Genomic DNA, 17,320 nt, shown 5'->3' on the forward strand with positions numbered 1-17,320 from the left:
CAATTAACCTGACACCGCAAACATCGATTTGAAGAATCCGTAATACACATAACCCACAATGCCACCGATCAGAAGAATGGCTACCGGCTCCATAGCTGTAGCTATCGCCTTAGTGATCATGCGCACACGCTCTTCATAAAACGTACCGGCATCTTTCATCACCGATACCATGCTACCTGTTCTTTCACCGACTAGAGTCATTTCTTGAATCAACCCTTCGATATGGGGCTTACGGAAACTTTTACCCATATCAGCACCTTGAAGAATCTCTTCTGATGCATCCGCAATATCTTTGGCTATCACCTTGTTATTAATCAATTTACTAATGATCTCTAAGGACTGAACCACGGATATGCCACTTTGCAACATACTGGATAATCCCCAAGTAATTTGCGACATAGAACTTGCAGAGATCATCGTACCCACCAGAGGAATTTTTAGGAGCAAGTAATCGATATAAAAGCGCCCTTTCTTACGCGAATACGTCAAAATAATTCCGATCAAAGCGAGTAAGATCCCTACCAATACATGCGCCCAATACTGTTGGATAAAGTTAGAGATACCCATCATCTGAATCATCTCTGGCGGAGGCGTTCTACCCGTTTTTTCAAAGAAAGCGGCAAACTTAGGTATAACCGTCGACATCAAAAAGATAAACACCCCAACGGTCATAAACAGCACCACCACCGGGTATGTCATGGTAGAGATAAGTTGGGTTTTGATATCAGCTTGGCGCTCCATAAAATCAGCAATACGCACTAAAGCAGGTTCCAACTCGCCACTGGCTTCAGCACTGCGCAGCATATGCAGTGCTAGCGGAGAAAAAACAGACTCATATTTCTCCATAGACTGAGAGAAAGACATACCTGCGCTGATCTGATCATTCAAATCCAGAATAATCTCTCTCATCCTGCCTCGTTGAATACCACCTAAGATATTCAATCCTTCGGTCACAGAAAGTCCTGAACGAAACATCAAAGCTAACTGACGGAAAAAGAAAATTTTCTGGTTAGTCTTAACCGGCAACAGACAAAGCAGCTGCTCAAAGGCATCTTGTTTCGGCTTATCAGCAGAACCACTTCCAGCATTCTCTTGAATACTGCTGATATAGATCCCTTTCTTTTGCAGCTTAGCAATTGCTGCATCATGATCAACGGCTGAGATAGTCCCTTCGCAGGTTTCACCCGAGGTATTCATCCCCTGATAGACGAACTTCATCCGTTAGCCTCCTCATCAAACTGATTAAGAAGACCTAAGCGACGCAGCTCTTCCATCGAGGTTAAGCCCTGAAGTACCTTCTCGCGGCCATCATGAGCAAGACTGATATAATGCTGAGCATGTTTACGTAACTGTTGTTCGTCTGCTTCTTGAGTGATTAACTCCCGCAAAACCTCGTCCATCCACAAGGTTTCGAATAGAGCAATACGCCCTTTAAAGCCTGTGCCATTACACAGGGAACACCCTTGAGGGTGAGAGAGCATAACTAGATCATCAGAGGGCAAACCCAGCTGTTTCAATTCTGAAAAATCCGCCGGCATCTCTAACTTACAGCTTTGACAAAGCTTTCTGGCCAATCGTTGCGCGACAATCCCTTGGAGGCTTGAAGCGATCATAAAGGGCTCAAGCCCTATATTCTTCAAACGCGTGACACTAGCAATCGCAGAATTAGTATGCAGGGTAGATAGAACCATATGGCCCGTAATCGCAGCTTTCAGAGCAATCTCACCGGTTTCAGAATCTCGGATCTCACCGACCATAATGATATCGGGGTCGTGACGAAGGAAACTTCGAAGGGCAGATGCAAAATTCACCTTTGCATTCATCTGTACCTGAGAAACACCCTCTACCACCATCTCAACAGGATCTTCCGCAGTCAGAATATTGGTGCTTTCCGATTTTAACTCGTCAAGCGCAGCATAGAGCGTAGTGGATTTACCGCTACCTGTAGGCCCTGTAATCAGAACGATGCCATGAGGCTGAGCAATTACGCGACTAAACTGCCGTAAGGTTGCATCAGACATCCCTAGCTGTTTCAGGGTAAACAACTGATTATCCGTGCCAAGCAAACGTAGGGTTACTCGCTCACCATGCTTAGTTGGCGCTGTCGCCACACGCATTTCAAACTCGACATTGTAAGGCGTTGTATAATCAGCACCGCCATCCTGAGGCATTCTAGTTTCGGCTATATCTAGGTTAGACATAACCTTAATACGACTAACTAAAGAGATCCCTTCCGAAAGGGTAAAACGCTTCCCATATTGCTGTAACTGGCCATCTACCCGCAATCGCACAATATAGTAGTCAGCTAAGGGCTCTATATGAATATCGGATGCTCGATGCATATAAGCTTGATTCAACAATTCAGAAAACTCTGCAACTGCATCAAAACCTAATTCTGCATTGCTTAACTCCACATCTAAACGCAAACTGCATTCAAATGCTTCTGGCTCAGACAAGCAGAGTTTTACATCCGTTTTGAATAATCGCTGTAACTGTTTTTCGAGTGTGGGATTCTCTGGAGAATCGGTAACGACATAGATTTTATCGCTATCAACTTCACCTATATCGACAGGGAGAATACGAAACTGACGAATAAAACTTTGCGGTATATTACTCAGGCGACTTTGATCTACTTGGATCTGCGATGGTCGAAGATACTGCATACCATGCTCACTAGCATAAGCATGATAGAAGCTACTTGGCGCTATACGCTGCTCATAACAAAGCACCGTCTTCTCATCCATTTTTAAACGGCGCGCATGTAAGCTGGCCTCTGTATGCTGGCTCTCTGAAATTAAACCTTGCTTAATAGCAGCTTCAATTAGCCATTTATCCCTAATCGCCATAGCCGGTTACCTGCCCAACACTCGAAGAGAGTTCTCAAACTGCTCTTTTCGACTGGTTAGCTGCAACGCTTGCTCTTTGGTTAAGAACTTTTCATATACACGTTTAGCTAATGCAAATTCGAAAGTCTGATTACCTTGTGCCCGCCCTGTTTCCATCACAGAACGAATTTGCGTGGAGTTATTCTCACGAATAAGGTTAGATACAGCGCCATTGACCATCAAAATCTCATTCACCGGAATACGCCCTTGGCCATCAGGAGAGCGGACTAAAGTCTGGGTAACGACTGCGCGCAAACACATAGACAACTGCTGACGCACAGTATTTTGCAGATCGCCAGGGAACATACCGATTAATCGATCAATCACGCCAACCGCATCATTTGTATGCAGAGTGGCAAATACCAAATGGCCTGTTTCCGCCGCGGTAATAGCAGCATGCATGGTTTCAAGATCACGCATCTCACCCAGCAACATTACATCTGGATCTTCACGCATCGCACTACGAATCGCATCCGCAAAAGAAAGGACATCATCACCCACTTCGCGTTGATGCACTACGGAGCGAATATTACTGTGTACAAATTCAATCGGGTCTTCGATGGTTAAAATATGACAAGCACGCGTCTCGTTTATCTTATTGATAATACTTGCCAATGTCGTGGACTTACCGCTACCGGTAGCCCCTGTAACTAAAACTAAGCCATCCTTAAAACCTACGACATCTTCAAGCTGCGCAGGCAAACGCAGTTCTTCAAAGGTACAAAAGGATCCATCAAGCGCGCGAATAGCAAAAGCTAATGCACCACGCTCAAAGTAGATATTCAGACGAAAGCGGACGCCAAGCTGATTGGAATAGCCCAAGTCACAACTGCGTTTGCTGATAAGATGTTCAAATTGCTCTGTAGATAAAACCGCTTCTGCCATCCCCGTTAACTGGTCTTTCTCAAAAGGGGGAAGCTCTTCACGTTCTTGCAGTTCACCATGAATACGCATCACCGGCGCAACATTGGCAGAACAATGCATATCTGAAGCGCCTAGTTCCAGCATCATTGCCAGTAACTGTTCAAACTGATCTTTATAGTTGTTATTTTCCATCACAATGCCAACGTCATCTCAATATCTAGCACGCGTCCACCACCTAAGGCAGTTCGATCAGTACGGCTAATCTGGAATTTGATTGGAATAACCGAGTATTCCAAGCGGGAGAGCTGCTTAATAAACCCATACAACGCGCTAAAACCGCCCTGTAGACGCAATTCATATAGAGGGCGGTTGAGATCCCCTGCCCCCTGCTTCGCAGGCTTAGACGAAACCATTTCAGATAAATTACCCTCGCTCTGCACTTTCGAAAGCAGTTGTAAACGATTCGCTTCCGCATGCTGGGTTATTTGGCTAAGTAACTGAGCAAACTTTGCTTTATCACGGACATCTATAAAGCTATAGCCAAAACCAGAAAGCTTAGATTTTTCCGATTCAATCGCTTTAGTTAGTTTCCGCACATCACTGGCACTAATTTTCTTACCATCAAGCTTCGGTACTTCGCCGGTGCTTTTTCTCTCGCGTTTAGCTGCCTTCTTAACTTTTTTCTCAACAGATTCAATTCTATCTTCTAAAACAAGCACTTGTTTATTCAGTTCAGCACCCCGAAAAAACAGGTAACCACCCGCGATCAAAGCAGCGCCTAAAACTGCAACTAGGATCCTTTCACGCATGTTCATTTCAGCAAAGGCATTCATCATTGAGCCCCCTTTTGTTTCAAAACGAACTCAAAAACATAAATACCGTTTTGCATCAGCGCTGAATCCCCTTTGAAGTTACTCGGGCTCTTATCGATATACATATTCAGTGGCTCAAGGCTGATGGATAGAACCTGATTGAAGTCATCAATGCTGGCCTGATCTACAGCCTTCCCCGTAATAGAGAATTCATACCAGGCACTTTCTTTCATTGACTCCAGCACTACGCCATCGTTAATACTTTCCGATAGCACGGGTAGAAGGCGTTCAACAAATGACTGACGCTTAACAATCACTTGCTCAACCAGCTGTTTTTCAGATTGCAATGCGCTCAGTAAAACAGTGCTCTGCTGATACGCGGTGATATTCTTGCGGGCTTCAGCACTCTCTTTACGCTGCCGATCCCTTTTCTCTTCCATTATTTCTAATTGCCTTTCAGAAGATGCTAATTCCTGTTGCAATCGATCTAACTTCCAATAAAAGAAACCTTCATAAGCAGCGATTAACAGTGGCAACATACAAGCAGCCATTGCAATTTTAAAACCGTTACTACGATAAATAGGATCAGGTGGGGGCATGCCAATTAAAGGCGCGACAGAAAGTGGGGCACTGCCAAGAAAATGTCTCGCAACCCCCAGCTCAGCTAACAACTCATTTCTGCCAGAAGGTATTTTATCCGCCGCTGCCTGAGCTAAAGATTCTGCATCGAGCTGTAGCAATGATTCTAGCTGAGAGATTTGGTCGCTAAATGCGCTATCACCATCAGCAACAAGCCAACGATTTGCTTGCGTAAACGAACCTGTCGTTAAGAGCTCTGCAACCGCCCCTGCATCTAACATATGGCTGGAGCATTTCACCATCGCCACATCGCGGATCTGGTTACCCTGCAACACAGCACAAAAAACATAAGCCTTATGGAATTCGGTTAACAATACAGTGTCAGTGCTATCCAACAACGGCACAGTGGAGCCCGCAAAAGGGTATACCTGACGCAGGTTCAGCTTAGGGAAACCGGAACTACCACCAACCTTTTTAACCGCATCTAACCACTGCTGATGCTGAGCAGCTGGCATAGCACTACACAAAAACTTTTGCGCGTCACCTAAGTCATCATCACTATAAGGTGATTCCGCCTTGGGCTGCGGTCGCCATTGAGTTAACAAACGCTGATCTGCCAGCTGCAGCTTCTGTTGGATATGCAAGCATTCAGCGATCTGCTCCTTCGAAACCATCTGCTCACGAATCGCGACTTCACCCAAGCGCATTGGGCTTCGGCCGCCATGCTGAGCTGACAACTGCTTCTCTTCTGTTACTAGATGCACCAGTTCTTCACGTTGTTCTGGAGTGATATAGCCACGCCCCATCAACAACCACCCCAGATCCCAGTTGGGTGATTGCATAGCAACAACGCCTTCCATCTCCCAGCGCAGCATCTCAAGTAAATTTTCTGCTTCAGGAGAATCAAAACTTTCAGTGATCTGAACAAGATCTGGAATAGCGCTGATATGCAGGAGTAAGGCATTACTAGGTACATTTTTACCCAGCACATTCTTTAACTGCTCCAACACATCAGTCAGTGCTGCGATAGGATCAATCTGTTGTGACGATACAGATACTGTTACTTTAAGTGCATCACGATTGCCATTAATAACGGTTGCTCGCAGACCAAACCCATCTGTTTTTAGGACCAGCAGACCTTTACCCGCTGCTTTTTTATTCAGAAACGACAGCATTAATTAACCTCAAATGTCAGTGCTGGTTGCGTTGCACCTGGAATAACTAGCAGGCGGTCATATTTCAAAACAGTATTTCCTGCACTATTTAATACAAACACTGCATGCTGACCTGCAGGGACAAATTCATTACTTGCATCAGAAACGGGCTCGCCATTTTCACTCCATTCCCCAGAACCTAAAGATAATGAATGTGTCGCAGAAGAGACTGGAACGTCAAAATGATAAGTCACCCAACGATTAGCAGGGTTAGCTGGGCTACCCGCTGACTGATTTTTAAAAATCACAAGGGCTAAAATTAGGTTATTTCCACTTTTGTCATCGACTAAGATATCAATTTGATTCAACCTTACTTGCCAATCATCTGCTTTTACTTCACCGGAAATAACAATGTCATAAGGTGCTGGATGATCTTCATCACCTTGATAATTAAACTGGTAGGTATTAGAAGCATTGCTTACAGCAAAAGGGATCCCCCAACCGTCGAGAAATTCCTGATTGCTATCTAAACCAGAGGAAAGGTAGTTCCCGCGGTAACCTTTTAATTGCGGATAAGCAGATCTTTCCGCCGTTGAAGAAGGGCCTAAAACGGTATAAGGAGAATGCATTCCGTAGTTCAGCCAATCGTCTCCTCCATCTTCCGGCCAATCATTCTTATTGATTAATGGTTGTAACATTTCGGCCACTTGTGGTGAGGCTGCACTCGCCGGTGGTAAAACACCGTTATCGATAACAAAGCCAGAAAGCACTGGTTGATTGCGGTAGCTGCTTTGCATCAAGATGCTTTTTCTAAGCAGCTCCATCTTGTCTAAAGTTTCATCGTAACGAAGCTGATTATCCTGATTATCGATAAACACTAACGGAGTACTGGCCACTAAGCCGATAATTAACATTACCAACACCAGCTCTAATAAGGTAAAGCCAGATTGATGTTTAGAAGATTGTTGATTGAGGATTAGCGAAGGCATAAGACAATATCATCCCCACTACTGCTACAAAGAAGATCAGCATCACAGAAATCAGCATCAACTGGATCTGTCTCGGTATAATCGCAACGGTTTGGCTCGTAAATACCATTCGAACCAAAACTCACTAATCGAGGCACCCCTGGCACGATAGTGCTATTCGCCATCACCTCTAGATCAATCGCCAAATATGGGCGACCAAAGCGATTGATCAGGGTTGAATCATCACCCGAAATTTTACGCCATTCCAATAGACAGTCTGTCGTATTGCAACCATTTACACTGCGGCTCTGACCGTCATCGACGGGGTAATGATCATAAGGGTCTGCGATACCAATTACAGATTCAATCTCTACAGCATCAATCACAAAAGGCTCACCCGGATCTGCTGGGACACTAATACTCGAGCCATCAGATGTCAGATCGTCACCAATATCCAGATAAAGATACTTGTGGCCATTTAGGTAGGGGCCGCGCCAACCTCGACGATAATCCACACTCCAAACAGCAGCAGAAGCGGGTTTAATAAACAAGAAACCTAAGTCAGCAGGGGTTTCACGAACAGGTAAAGTGCCATTGTCTTTATAATAGGCTTCGATTGCCTCACTCAGCTGCTGCATCTGGTAACGCGCAGCTTGATCTGCGGCATCTGATCCAACGTCACGGAAAGAGGTAACCACACCACCCGCCACAACCAAAAGAATGGCTGCAACCACCAGCATCTCCAAAAGAGTAAAACCCTTCTGAGACGACAAAACCGCTTTGCTAAAAACATCATTACGGACACTTTTAGAAAAACGGTCTATTAGGGAACTGCGGTATTTTTTATCTACCAACTTCATATTTAGCCATTGTATTTATTATTGTTATTAGCCTGTCCTTAGCTATCTATCTTCATCCAAGTAAAGCCTTTGTTACTAAGCCCCCTTCGCCATATTTAACTGGCTTAAGGGCAAAAAATTACAAATATTTCTAACAAAAAAGGCAGGAGCTAAGCCCCTGCCTTTTTAGAAATAAGCATTACTCTTCTTCGTTACCTTTAGCTTCAGCGATCTCATCGTCATAAGCGTCGCCACCAGCATCAAGAATCGCTACAACTTCAAGCTCTTCGCCAACTTCTTCCCAGTTCGCTACTAAACAATCTGTTGTGTTAGCTGGATCAAGTAAGTCACCTACGTCGCCAGTATCACATTCTGCAATTTTCACTACGATAGAGTAGTTAGAATATTTATCTGCAGGCGCATTACCATCTTGAGGCGCACGAGCAATAACTGCATCTAGCTCAGCACTTGGGCCAACACCAAATACAGCCAATACTGCATTATCTTCTTCGCCAAGTTCTTCAGGCTCATTGAAAAGTGCCACAGGTATAGTTTCAGTAGTAATAGCTCCTGTGAGGTCTACAGCAGCACCTGCACCAAACTCCCACTCATCATCTTCAACAAGAGGCGTATTGAATACCATTGATGGTTTAGTTACTTCTACTAAAGGAATCTCTTCAACATCTTGATCAAAGCCACCTGCTGCAGTGAACAAGTTGTTACCCGTAGTGTTATTACAAAGTTCGTTATTCACATAACGAAGGCTAGTCATACCATTATTAGCCAACGCAGTAACAGCTTCAGCTCCGATGTTAGCAATACCTAACTTGCCGAACATATCACCTGATAAACCACCGTCGACACGTGGTACATTTGAAGTATTTCCATTGTTACTTAGCAATACGCTTGCTGCGCCATCAATTTGAGCAACAGTTGCAGTGTAATCAGCTTGTACACCTGCAGAACAAATCAAAGAATCAAGACCAGCAGGTAGCAAACGTTTTTCAGTCACATTAAAAACATTCATGCTGTTTTCAAGTGTAGCCATAGTATGTACGGCTGTAGCTTGAGCTGCACTTTCTTCGTTACCATCCATATTTGAGATAACTGCACCTGCAATTACCGCAAGAATCGCAACGACAACTAGCAATTCAAGCAGCGTAAAACCGCCCTGTTTACCTTGAAGTTTTTCACCCTTAGCGCGTAATTCTGCATCTTTAACCTGAGTCAGGTCAGCATTTTTGAACTTGCGAATCGTTTCTTTGATCTGTTGAGCGTTCATTATTTTTCTCTTTATTATTTTTACCGCATCTGTCTCACACAGATTTTTGGATTTTTAGTTATAAAAATCTTTAAGATGCAAACCCGCATTGCACTCTTTTAATTGGGGACGAACTCTTCGCTAGCTTAAACATCCACCACAAAACGGTACTGTCGGCCGTAATGGAGAATGACCTCTTTTTGCTGGCGTTTTAGAATTTTCGTTTCTATTCGGATCTCGCCGTAACCATCATGAGCAAGCACATCTTCAAACAACTCCAACAATTTCTTTTTAGCTGGATCAGCTGCTGGTTTATCCATGCTCATAATTTTTTGCCCTTGGCTATGGCTTAATCTGACTTCCTTGAAATGTTGGGAACTAATCCTTAGCGCCCAATGTCTGAAAAACGTGACAGAAAAGGTAACTGTTTCAAAAATGTTACCAAACTGGCCATTGGAGCCACCTTTTCTAGTACTTTGGGATCAACTTTATCCCGAGAAATTCATGATAGATTCCTGAAAGCCTAATAATAAACACCGGAATTCATCCCAGAGAAGGCTGATTTTTAGTAGAAAATATTGGAAAGGGAGATTCGGGAATTTAGGGCATAAAAGCCACTAGCGAAAAAAAACATTAGGGAAATCAAATATAATTTCAAACAAAGATAGAACAGATATGTAGGTGAATTTAGAAAGAATTTATCCTTGTTTACAAAGCGCCAACATCAACAAAATCTGCCAAAAACTTATGTCTGGCAACAATAAAATAAGTAAGTGCTTATTTATTAGGCAGGGCTTTTGACACAGGCGTTGCACCTTCAGCACCCACAACACAACCTCGGCCACTCTGTTTTGCATCATACAGGGCATCATCAGCCCGCTTGATTAAAGCGTCTAAATTGAGATCGGTCGGCTCAGCCACAGCAAAACCGATGCTAACTGACATAGATAGCTCATATCCTGAAATGGAATATTTAGATTGAGAGACTAACCGCAATAATCGATCAGCTACTTGCTGAGCGCTGGCATAGGAGATATCAGGGATAAGCGCGATAAATTCCTCACCACCATAACGACCTATAGCGGAATAAGAACGCAGTTCACCCATCAACCTATGCGCCACCAGTTGCAGAAGCTTATCCCCGACTAGATGCCCATAGTTGTCATTCACTTTCTTGAAATGATCAAGATCTAACATCAGCAGAGCAAAACTACTCTGTTTGGAAGAGGAGCGTTTATAACGTTGCCATTCTGCCTCCATTCTTCTTGTAATCTCAGCCCGGTTATAAAGCCCAGTTACTGCATCAACCGTAGCGAGTTCTTCTAGCATCTCTTGCTGGTAGATCATTTTCTTCACAGCTTTGCGCATAAATACAAAGGCCGTACCAAAAACGCTAAACAAGATGATCGCTAATACACCGACAAACAGGATGATGCCTTGCTGCACCTCGCCTCTAAAACCCGATGTATCTTGGTAAATTTCAAAAACTCCGATAAGTGCACCTTTCTGGTTTCTAACTGCCACGTAGCTTTCAACTACATCAACATCAAATCGGGTTTCATTAGCCAGATCTCTTATCTGGTCTTTTCTTTGAATATTAGAACTCGCTCCCTCAACAAGCGCCTGCTGCAACATTTTATTGGCACTCGCATCCCTCCCAATAATACTGAGGTCGGTGCTGTAGATAATGATGCCACTTGGGGCGAAAAGCTTAATTTTTACGATCCCATAAGGCTGAATAAAGTCCCTAAGGGTTTTATTCAGTGCTAACAGCTGCGGTGGTAAAAGCGGTGCTGACTCAAGGGCTGAATTTAGATCGGTTCGGTAGGTAGCAAAAATCGCTTCTGTAAGATTAATAGCGTTGGATTCCGCTATCCGAACTACATAACGCTCATAAAGTTTACTTGCGGCGTAACCGCTCAATAGCAATAAGACAATCGATGCAAGAATGGCAACTAAGGTGAATCGTTTGAGGAACTGACCAAACGATGATGACAGTGCTTTAGGGCTCAACAACCAAAACCTCAATACAGCAGGTACTGTTTTCTCTTTCTCTAAATTAGATTAGCAGAAACCTAACCGACCGTTCACGCTCCTTTTTTTCAAAAACGACCATTTTTAGCCTAAAGACTAAGGAACCTGAGAACAAGTCCGATACGACTTTGCTATGCCCCTTGGGTACAGGCTTTCAGAGCAATTGAAGCACGAGGCAATGATTACAGGCATGCTGGTTGCCTGTCGAAAATCATTAACAAAGTGATTCAGTTGCTCTGTAAGCCCCAAAGGGTGAGTTCTAAAACGTCCATCTACTTTGTCAGTCAGTTTGAAAAGGTCTAGACATTTCACTGCACTGACTTTCGCGTATCTGGTCGTTTTATAACTCACTGAGAAAGTATGGGACTTATTCGCAGGTTCCTAAATGCTATTGAAGTTTAACAAGCATTTTTTCAAATTGGAGATAAGGAACAGGTCGACTACTGAGGTAGCCTTGATAATAGTGACAGGCCTTACTTTGCAAGAATCTTAGCTGCTCCTCAGTCTCTACGCCTTCAGCTAAGACTTTAAAACCTAAGCTGTGTCCCATGGCAACTATAGTTGCAGCAATCACCATATCGTCTTTATCTTGCGGAATATCCTCGACAAAGGATTTATCAATTTTCAGGACATCAATCGGGAATTTTTTAAGGTAAGCGAGCGAAGAATAGCCCGTACCAAAATCATCAATCGCGACTTTAACACCCAGCTCTCGAAGCTGATGAAGCAGATCGATAAACTCCTGCTCTCTTTCCATCAACGCGCTTTCGGTAATCTCCAATTCCAGATACTGCGCTGGCAATCCCGTTTGCTCCAGTACATTAGTCACTAACTGACATATATCGGTGTGGCGTAACTGAACAGTAGATAGATTTACAGCCATTGAGATCGGCTTATATCCCTTATCCAACCATGATTTCAGCTGTGAACAACTTTGCTTAAGAACAAATCGACCTATTGGATTAATCAAGCCGGTTTGTTCCGCTAATGGAATAAAATCGGCGGGACCAATCAAGCCTGTTTCTGGATCTTGCCAACGTACCAACGCTTCGGCACCAACGAGTTCTCCCGAGGCTAAATCGATTTGCGGCTGATAAAAAACTTCGAGTTCCTGGTTATCAATCGCACGAGATAATCTGGCTTCAAGTTCTAATCGACTTCGAGCATCATGAGTTAGCTCTTCCGTAAAGTAATGAAAACAGCCACGCCCCTCACTCTTAGCACGATACAATGCTGCATCTGCATGCTGAAGCAATGCCTCAGCATCTTCACTTTGTGTCGGGTAGATACTAATACCAACAGAGCCACCTATAGCAACATCGCGTCCATTACTTAATGTCCAACGCTTACTAATGGCCTCGATCATTTCATTAGCGACAAGGCCTGCATCTTCTGGATGCTGGATATCATCCAGTAATAGAGCAAATTCATCTCCGCCCATACGACAAACCAGATCGACTTGTCGCAAGCGCTCTTTAAGAAGTGCAGCCACCTGTTGTAGTAACTCATCCCCAGCGGCATGACCAAAGCTATCATTTACATCTTTAAAGCGATCCAAATCCAACAACAGCAACGCCAACTGCTTATCTTTGCGCTTTGCGACCGCTAATGATTGTTCCAATCGCGATTGCAACATCAGACGATTGGGCAGATTGGTCAACATGTCATGATGAGCTAAGTAATTAAGCTTCTGTTCTGACTCTTTGAGCTTAGAAATATCCGAAAAGACACCGACATAATGAGTGACCTTTTGATAATCATTGGTAACCTGACTAATACTCAGTAACTCGGGATAAACCGCACCATCCTTGCGACGATTCCATATCTCTCCCTGCCAACTGCCTTTTTCCCTCAAACTCTCCCACATCACTGCGTAAAACTGCTCATCATGTCGGCCCGATTGCAAAATTTTGGCAGGTTGCCCGATCACTTCTTCACTGTCATATCCCGTTAAACGGCAGAAGGCCTCATTTACACGCTGAATAACACCCGCAGCCGAGGTAATCATCACCCCCTCTGTGGTACTGCCAAACACGGCTGCTGCCTGTCGTAACCGATCTTCTTGGCTTTTGCGTTCGGTTACATCTTCCAAGATAGCCAAGAAACCACACTCAGTCGTAATACCCGAGGCGTTAATCAGTTTCTGCTTACCCTCCAAGCAAGTAATCTTATATTCACTTAAGGGAATTTTATGGTCGGTTATGCGCGCTCGCTCAATAGCTCCATACCAACGCTCACGCGCTTCTTTACGGTACTGCAGGTCTGGGTGGGCTAAGGTAAACCATGTATCTAAATCGGGCAGGTGTTTTGCTGTATAGCCCAATGTGGCAGTGAAAGCACGGTTCAGGCTAATTAAGCGCCCATCAAAACCAACATAAGCCATAGGAACAGGTGATTGCTCAAACAACACCCTAAAGCGTTGCTCACTATCGCGAATGGAATCTATCGCCTGGAACCGTTCAGTCAGATCACGCGCTATAGCAACAACATAATCTTTATGCCCAAAGCGAACTAAGCGCGATTTAATTTCTACAGGAAAAATAGTGCCATCTAAACGCCGGTGTTCGGTCGTTATTAACTGTTCCTCTTTTTCCTTGAGTTCGGAAATATGGTGTTCTAACCAATAATTAAGAGAATCATTTGCCGCCGTCAAATCAACGACCCGCAAACTTAGCAAGTCACTATGCGACATAGCTAAGTTTTCAGATGCACGCTCGTTCGCATCTAAAATTCGGCCATCATCCGCGTCGATAATGTAGATAGCATCACTGACCTGCTCAACCAAACTTTGATAAAAATCACGCTGTTCGATATCTCGCAAACGAGCTTCGGTATTTACTAGATCTCGGCTTTTACGCGCCAAAGTTTCTTGCAGGTACTCTATATAGGAACCTTGTAGAGATTTAGCGATATCGTGTCGTGTAAGAATGCCTTTTAGCGAACCATCATGTTCAACGACTACAAGGCGGCGTATATGATTGCTCTCCATCATACGACTAGCGATTTGTAGAGGCAGATCAGGTAGAACCGTCAACAAAGGCGAAGCCATCACATCTCTAGCTTTTACCTTTTCTATATCAAGATGCTCTGTTGCTAACCGAACCATATCCCGCTCGGTTAAGATACCAACCGGACAACCCTTCTCTACAACGACCACACAACTTATGCGATCGGTATTCATAGTGGAGAGCACCGTCGCCAGAGATTCTTCAGGGCTGACCCCTTTAACCCGACGACTCATGGAATTGGCAACGGTTTTTAGCTCAACTAAATACTCCATCCCCATGTGATGGAGAAAATCGCCTTCACTCACTAGACCTAGTAGCTGTCCATCACTATCGACAACAACAAGATGCCTGACGCTATTTTCAGACATCGTTTGGTACGCCTTGGCATAACCCAGATTAGAGGAAACAGTGATAACAGGCTGACTCATAACCTCAGCCATACTTAAAGATGAGATAGCCTGATCATCAAGCATTAAACGAATAGCATCTTTCTCAGTAAAGATACCTACAGGTTTAGCTGAATCGTCTATAGCAACAATGCTACTAATCGAATGCTTCTGCATGAGCGCCAGCACAGTTTTTAAAGGCGCATCCGGTGCGACAGTAATAACACTCGGCGTTAGAATCGCCTTTAACGGTGCTGCCTCTATTTCAATAGCATTCAAATTCATACATCAACCAATTCGAATAAGATCAAGCAATCAAGGGATGCTACCTAGATCAACTGGCAAAAACATTGATATCAGTGCTTATATCAATCAATCCAGATACAACTCAAATAATTTATTTTAAAAATATCTTTTATATAATCATCCTTTCCAATCTAGTGTAGGTACAAAAATTAGTATCTGACTAATAGAAAGCACTTCTTTTTTCAGATAAAACAATACATTAGAAAGCTCTTAATAAAACTTTATCTACGGACAATTGTCATTTATGAGGTGCAGGTGAGGTAAATACGACCTGGAGCAAACAAATTTTTTCCAATATAGGTATAATCGTCGGCCTCTCTCGAACCCAAACTAATTTATGCGGGCAACACTCGATGAAGAAACAGATTCTTTTAGCTACAAGTCTAATGCTGAGCATTGGTACAACTAACCTGATGGCAGCCGATCTAGGCAAAGGCTCTTTAGCCTTTGACAAGCAAGACTACGCAACAGCACTTGAAGAGCTGAAGCCACTGGCAAAAGAAGGCGACCCAGATGCACTCAACATGCTTGGCCAAATGTATGAGAATGGCTGGGGCGTTGAGGTAGACGAAGCTAAAGCACGCCGTTACTACAAGCGCGGTGCTTCTCAAGGCCATATGGCTAACGTAAACAGCCTCCGTGCTCTGAAAGACAAAGAATACAAAGTTGAACTTAAAACCGTTCAACCTGCTGCTGAATCTGGTGATGCTCAAGCACAAAACCGTTTGGGTGAAATGGCAGAGTTCGGTTACGGCATGTCACGTAACGCTGATATGGCGATCGAATGGTACCTAAAATCTGCCGATCAGGGCTATGTAGCTGCACAACACAATATTGGCCGCTGCTACAACTTCGGCACAGGTGTTGAGCAAAACTTCGAAGAAGCAGAACGTTGGTACCGTAAAGCGGCTAACCAAGGTCACACTGACGCGATGTTCTTTTTAGGTACGCTTTACTCTAACAACCACGGTTCTCAGAAAGACCAGGATACAAACATCCTAGCTTACGCTTGGATGCACAATGCTGCTGAACTGGGTAACAAAACTGCACAAGCTATCGAAAAGCGTTTGGTAATGAAACTGAACCCAAGCGAGCTTGAAGAAGCCAAAGCATTAGCTGCTGAGTACCGTAAAACGTACATTGCAGAATAAGCGCTACCAAATTTAAAAAGGCGATCATCTGATCGCCTTTTTTATTGCCTAATAGCCCGTGGGTGGCGAAGCATAGCTCTTTCCATGTAAAATCTGCACTTAGATAGATCACTTTTAGCGGGCATTTTTCGCGATCCAGCAAGTTAAGCCCAGTCTTGAACTCGACCCTACACGTGTATTGATAAAATGAGCCGAGCCTTTAAAGAAACTTATGCCGATATCAAAATCGCCAGCCCACTAAAACGCTTAGGCGCTTTTGTTTACGACTTGATGTTAGTCGCAGCCCTATTAATGGTCTCTACCGGTGTACTTATGACCATCAACGGCGGCGAAGCCCTAGATACCAGCCCTTACTTTGCCGTGTATCAGTCTGCTCTATTTATCATTGTTTACCTGTTCCTTTCCTTCTTCTGGATGCGCAACGGTCAAACCCTCGGCATGCTCGCTTGGCGTTTACGCGTACAAACCTCAGAAGGCTACCGCCTTAACTTCACTCAATCCCTAATACGTTACATCGTAGGCATCATCTCCCTATCCGCTTTCGGCGTAGGCTTCCTTTGGATGTTTATCAACAAACAGAAGATGACATGGCATGACCTAGCATCAGGCACACATGTGGTAGAACTGCCGAAGAATGCGAAGATTTTGGAATAAGGCAGATAAAACCAGCTTAATACAGCTAAAAACAGGCTAAGGCAGCGAAAGGCAATACATCAATCTCCACATTGCTGGATTAATGTATTGATCATTTTCTTAATGTAAAACAGCTCCGCTGACCACTTTTCAGCCAAACTAGGCTCAACAAACCCTACTTGGCAGCCAATAAGTATTTGAGTACGTAGCTCAGCAGCTGATCCTCGAGCATAGAAAAGGAATTTTCTCTTTTCTTTCTCTGAACCTCGCTCAAAACCCTCTGCAATATTACTGGGGATAGATAAACCACTTCGGGTAATCTGATCTTTAAACCCGAAATCCCTACAATTAGCAAAATGCTGATAAAGCTCACAACTCAAATTACAAGCTTTCTTCCAGACGTGAAGTGTTTCAAAGCTCATAACAACCTCCTTGTTGCT

General features: G+C 43.9%; 14 protein-coding genes. 2 read left to right on the plus strand and 12 right to left on the minus strand.

All coding sequences use genetic code 11. The annotated features are described in order from the left end of the window. Window positions 1–3 precede the first annotated feature (3 nt). The 11 genes from ACMXYU_RS13480 to ACMXYU_RS13530 form a co-directional block, all read right to left on the minus strand. Entirely contained in the window at window positions 4–1,218 is a 1,215-nt protein-coding gene (locus ACMXYU_RS13480) for a type II secretion system F family protein (RefSeq protein WP_415899080.1), read from the minus strand. After that, a complete protein-coding gene (locus ACMXYU_RS13485) occupies window positions 1,215–2,846 on the minus strand; it encodes a GspE/PulE family protein (protein WP_415899081.1) in 1,632 nt (543 codons plus the stop codon). Before ACMXYU_RS13485 ends, ACMXYU_RS13480 begins: the two co-directional genes overlap by 4 nt. 6 nt (window positions 2,847–2,852) lie before the next feature. Next, window positions 2,853–3,941, minus strand: coding sequence for a type IV pilus twitching motility protein PilT (locus ACMXYU_RS13490; protein ID WP_415899082.1), 1,089 nt, complete (start codon window positions 3,939–3,941; stop codon window positions 2,853–2,855). Next, window positions 3,941–4,585: a hypothetical protein gene (locus ACMXYU_RS13495; RefSeq protein ID WP_415899083.1), complete on the minus strand. Its 645-nt coding sequence runs from the start codon at window positions 4,583–4,585 to the stop codon at window positions 3,941–3,943. Before ACMXYU_RS13495 ends, ACMXYU_RS13490 begins: the two co-directional genes overlap by 1 nt. Beyond that, window positions 4,582–6,315: a hypothetical protein gene (locus ACMXYU_RS13500; protein ID WP_415899084.1), complete on the minus strand. Its 1,734-nt coding sequence runs from the start codon at window positions 6,313–6,315 to the stop codon at window positions 4,582–4,584. Before ACMXYU_RS13500 ends, ACMXYU_RS13495 begins: the two co-directional genes overlap by 4 nt. Further along, window positions 6,315–7,283: a type II secretion system protein gene (locus ACMXYU_RS13505; RefSeq protein ID WP_415899085.1), complete on the minus strand. Its 969-nt coding sequence runs from the start codon at window positions 7,281–7,283 to the stop codon at window positions 6,315–6,317. Before ACMXYU_RS13505 ends, ACMXYU_RS13500 begins: the two co-directional genes overlap by 1 nt. After that, window positions 7,271–8,122 carry a type II secretion system protein gene (locus tag ACMXYU_RS13510; RefSeq protein WP_415899086.1) on the minus strand — a complete coding sequence of 284 codons (852 nt, stop codon included), beginning with the start codon at window positions 8,120–8,122 and terminating at the stop codon, window positions 7,271–7,273. Before ACMXYU_RS13510 ends, ACMXYU_RS13505 begins: the two co-directional genes overlap by 13 nt. A gap of 178 nt (window positions 8,123–8,300) precedes the next feature. Then, on the minus strand, window positions 8,301–9,383 hold the full coding sequence (locus tag ACMXYU_RS13515; protein WP_415899087.1) for a type II secretion system protein: 1,083 nt from the start codon (window positions 9,381–9,383) through the stop codon (window positions 8,301–8,303). A gap of 125 nt (window positions 9,384–9,508) precedes the next feature. Beyond that, window positions 9,509–9,688: a hypothetical protein gene (locus ACMXYU_RS13520; protein WP_415899088.1), complete on the minus strand. Its 180-nt coding sequence runs from the start codon at window positions 9,686–9,688 to the stop codon at window positions 9,509–9,511. A 451-nt stretch (window positions 9,689–10,139) separates the two neighbouring features. Continuing rightward, window positions 10,140–11,375, minus strand: coding sequence for a GGDEF domain-containing protein (locus ACMXYU_RS13525; RefSeq protein WP_415899089.1), 1,236 nt, complete (start codon window positions 11,373–11,375; stop codon window positions 10,140–10,142). A gap of 409 nt (window positions 11,376–11,784) precedes the next feature. After that, on the minus strand, window positions 11,785–15,075 hold the full coding sequence (locus ACMXYU_RS13530) for an EAL domain-containing protein (RefSeq protein ID WP_415899090.1): 3,291 nt from the start codon (window positions 15,073–15,075) through the stop codon (window positions 11,785–11,787). 374 nt (window positions 15,076–15,449) lie between these two features. On the opposite strand from ACMXYU_RS13530, the gene ACMXYU_RS13535 reads away from it, so the two are divergent. Continuing rightward, window positions 15,450–16,247 carry a tetratricopeptide repeat protein gene (locus ACMXYU_RS13535; RefSeq protein WP_415896884.1) on the plus strand — a complete coding sequence of 266 codons (798 nt, stop codon included), beginning with the start codon at window positions 15,450–15,452 and terminating at the stop codon, window positions 16,245–16,247. Between the two features lie 186 nt (window positions 16,248–16,433). Beyond that, window positions 16,434–16,901, plus strand: a complete 468-nt coding sequence (locus ACMXYU_RS13540; RefSeq protein WP_415896885.1) for an RDD family protein — start codon at window positions 16,434–16,436, stop codon at window positions 16,899–16,901. Window positions 16,902–16,960: 59 nt separating this feature from the next. Here the strand turns inward: ACMXYU_RS13540 and ACMXYU_RS13545 are convergent, their stop codons facing one another. Continuing rightward, window positions 16,961–17,302: a four helix bundle protein gene (locus tag ACMXYU_RS13545; RefSeq protein WP_415899091.1), complete on the minus strand. Its 342-nt coding sequence runs from the start codon at window positions 17,300–17,302 to the stop codon at window positions 16,961–16,963. Between the last annotated feature and the right edge of the window lie 18 nt (window positions 17,303–17,320).

Origin of the sequence: Neptuniibacter sp. QD48_11 (assembly GCF_047778095.1) — a bacterium.
Classification (GTDB): Bacteria; Pseudomonadota; Gammaproteobacteria; order Pseudomonadales; family Balneatricaceae; genus Neptuniibacter.

Bases quoted from the DNA above. Each gene is read 5' to 3' on its own strand.
- ACMXYU_RS13480 (WP_415899080.1), bottom strand. From the start codon at position 1,218: ATGAAGTTCGTCTATCAGGGGATGAATACCTCGGGTGAAACCTGCGAA.
- ACMXYU_RS13485 (WP_415899081.1), bottom strand. From the start codon at position 2,846: ATGGCGATTAGGGATAAATGGCTAATTGAAGCTGCTATTAAGCAAGGT.
- ACMXYU_RS13490 (WP_415899082.1), bottom strand. From the start codon at position 3,941: ATGGAAAATAACAACTATAAAGATCAGTTTGAACAGTTACTGGCAATG.
- ACMXYU_RS13495 (WP_415899083.1), bottom strand. From the start codon at position 4,585: ATGATGAATGCCTTTGCTGAAATGAACATGCGTGAAAGGATCCTAGTT.
- ACMXYU_RS13500 (WP_415899084.1), bottom strand. From the start codon at position 6,315: ATGCTGTCGTTTCTGAATAAAAAAGCAGCGGGTAAAGGTCTGCTGGTC.
- ACMXYU_RS13505 (WP_415899085.1), bottom strand. From the start codon at position 7,283: ATGCCTTCGCTAATCCTCAATCAACAATCTTCTAAACATCAATCTGGC.
- ACMXYU_RS13510 (WP_415899086.1), bottom strand. From the start codon at position 8,122: ATGAAGTTGGTAGATAAAAAATACCGCAGTTCCCTAATAGACCGTTTT.
- ACMXYU_RS13515 (WP_415899087.1), bottom strand. From the start codon at position 9,383: ATGAACGCTCAACAGATCAAAGAAACGATTCGCAAGTTCAAAAATGCT.
- ACMXYU_RS13520 (WP_415899088.1), bottom strand. From the start codon at position 9,688: ATGAGCATGGATAAACCAGCAGCTGATCCAGCTAAAAAGAAATTGTTG.
- ACMXYU_RS13530 (WP_415899090.1), bottom strand. From the start codon at position 15,075: ATGAATTTGAATGCTATTGAAATAGAGGCAGCACCGTTAAAGGCGATT.
- ACMXYU_RS13535 (WP_415896884.1), top strand. From the start codon at position 15,450: ATGAAGAAACAGATTCTTTTAGCTACAAGTCTAATGCTGAGCATTGGT.
- ACMXYU_RS13540 (WP_415896885.1), top strand. From the start codon at position 16,434: ATGAGCCGAGCCTTTAAAGAAACTTATGCCGATATCAAAATCGCCAGC.
- ACMXYU_RS13545 (WP_415899091.1), bottom strand. From the start codon at position 17,302: ATGAGCTTTGAAACACTTCACGTCTGGAAGAAAGCTTGTAATTTGAGT.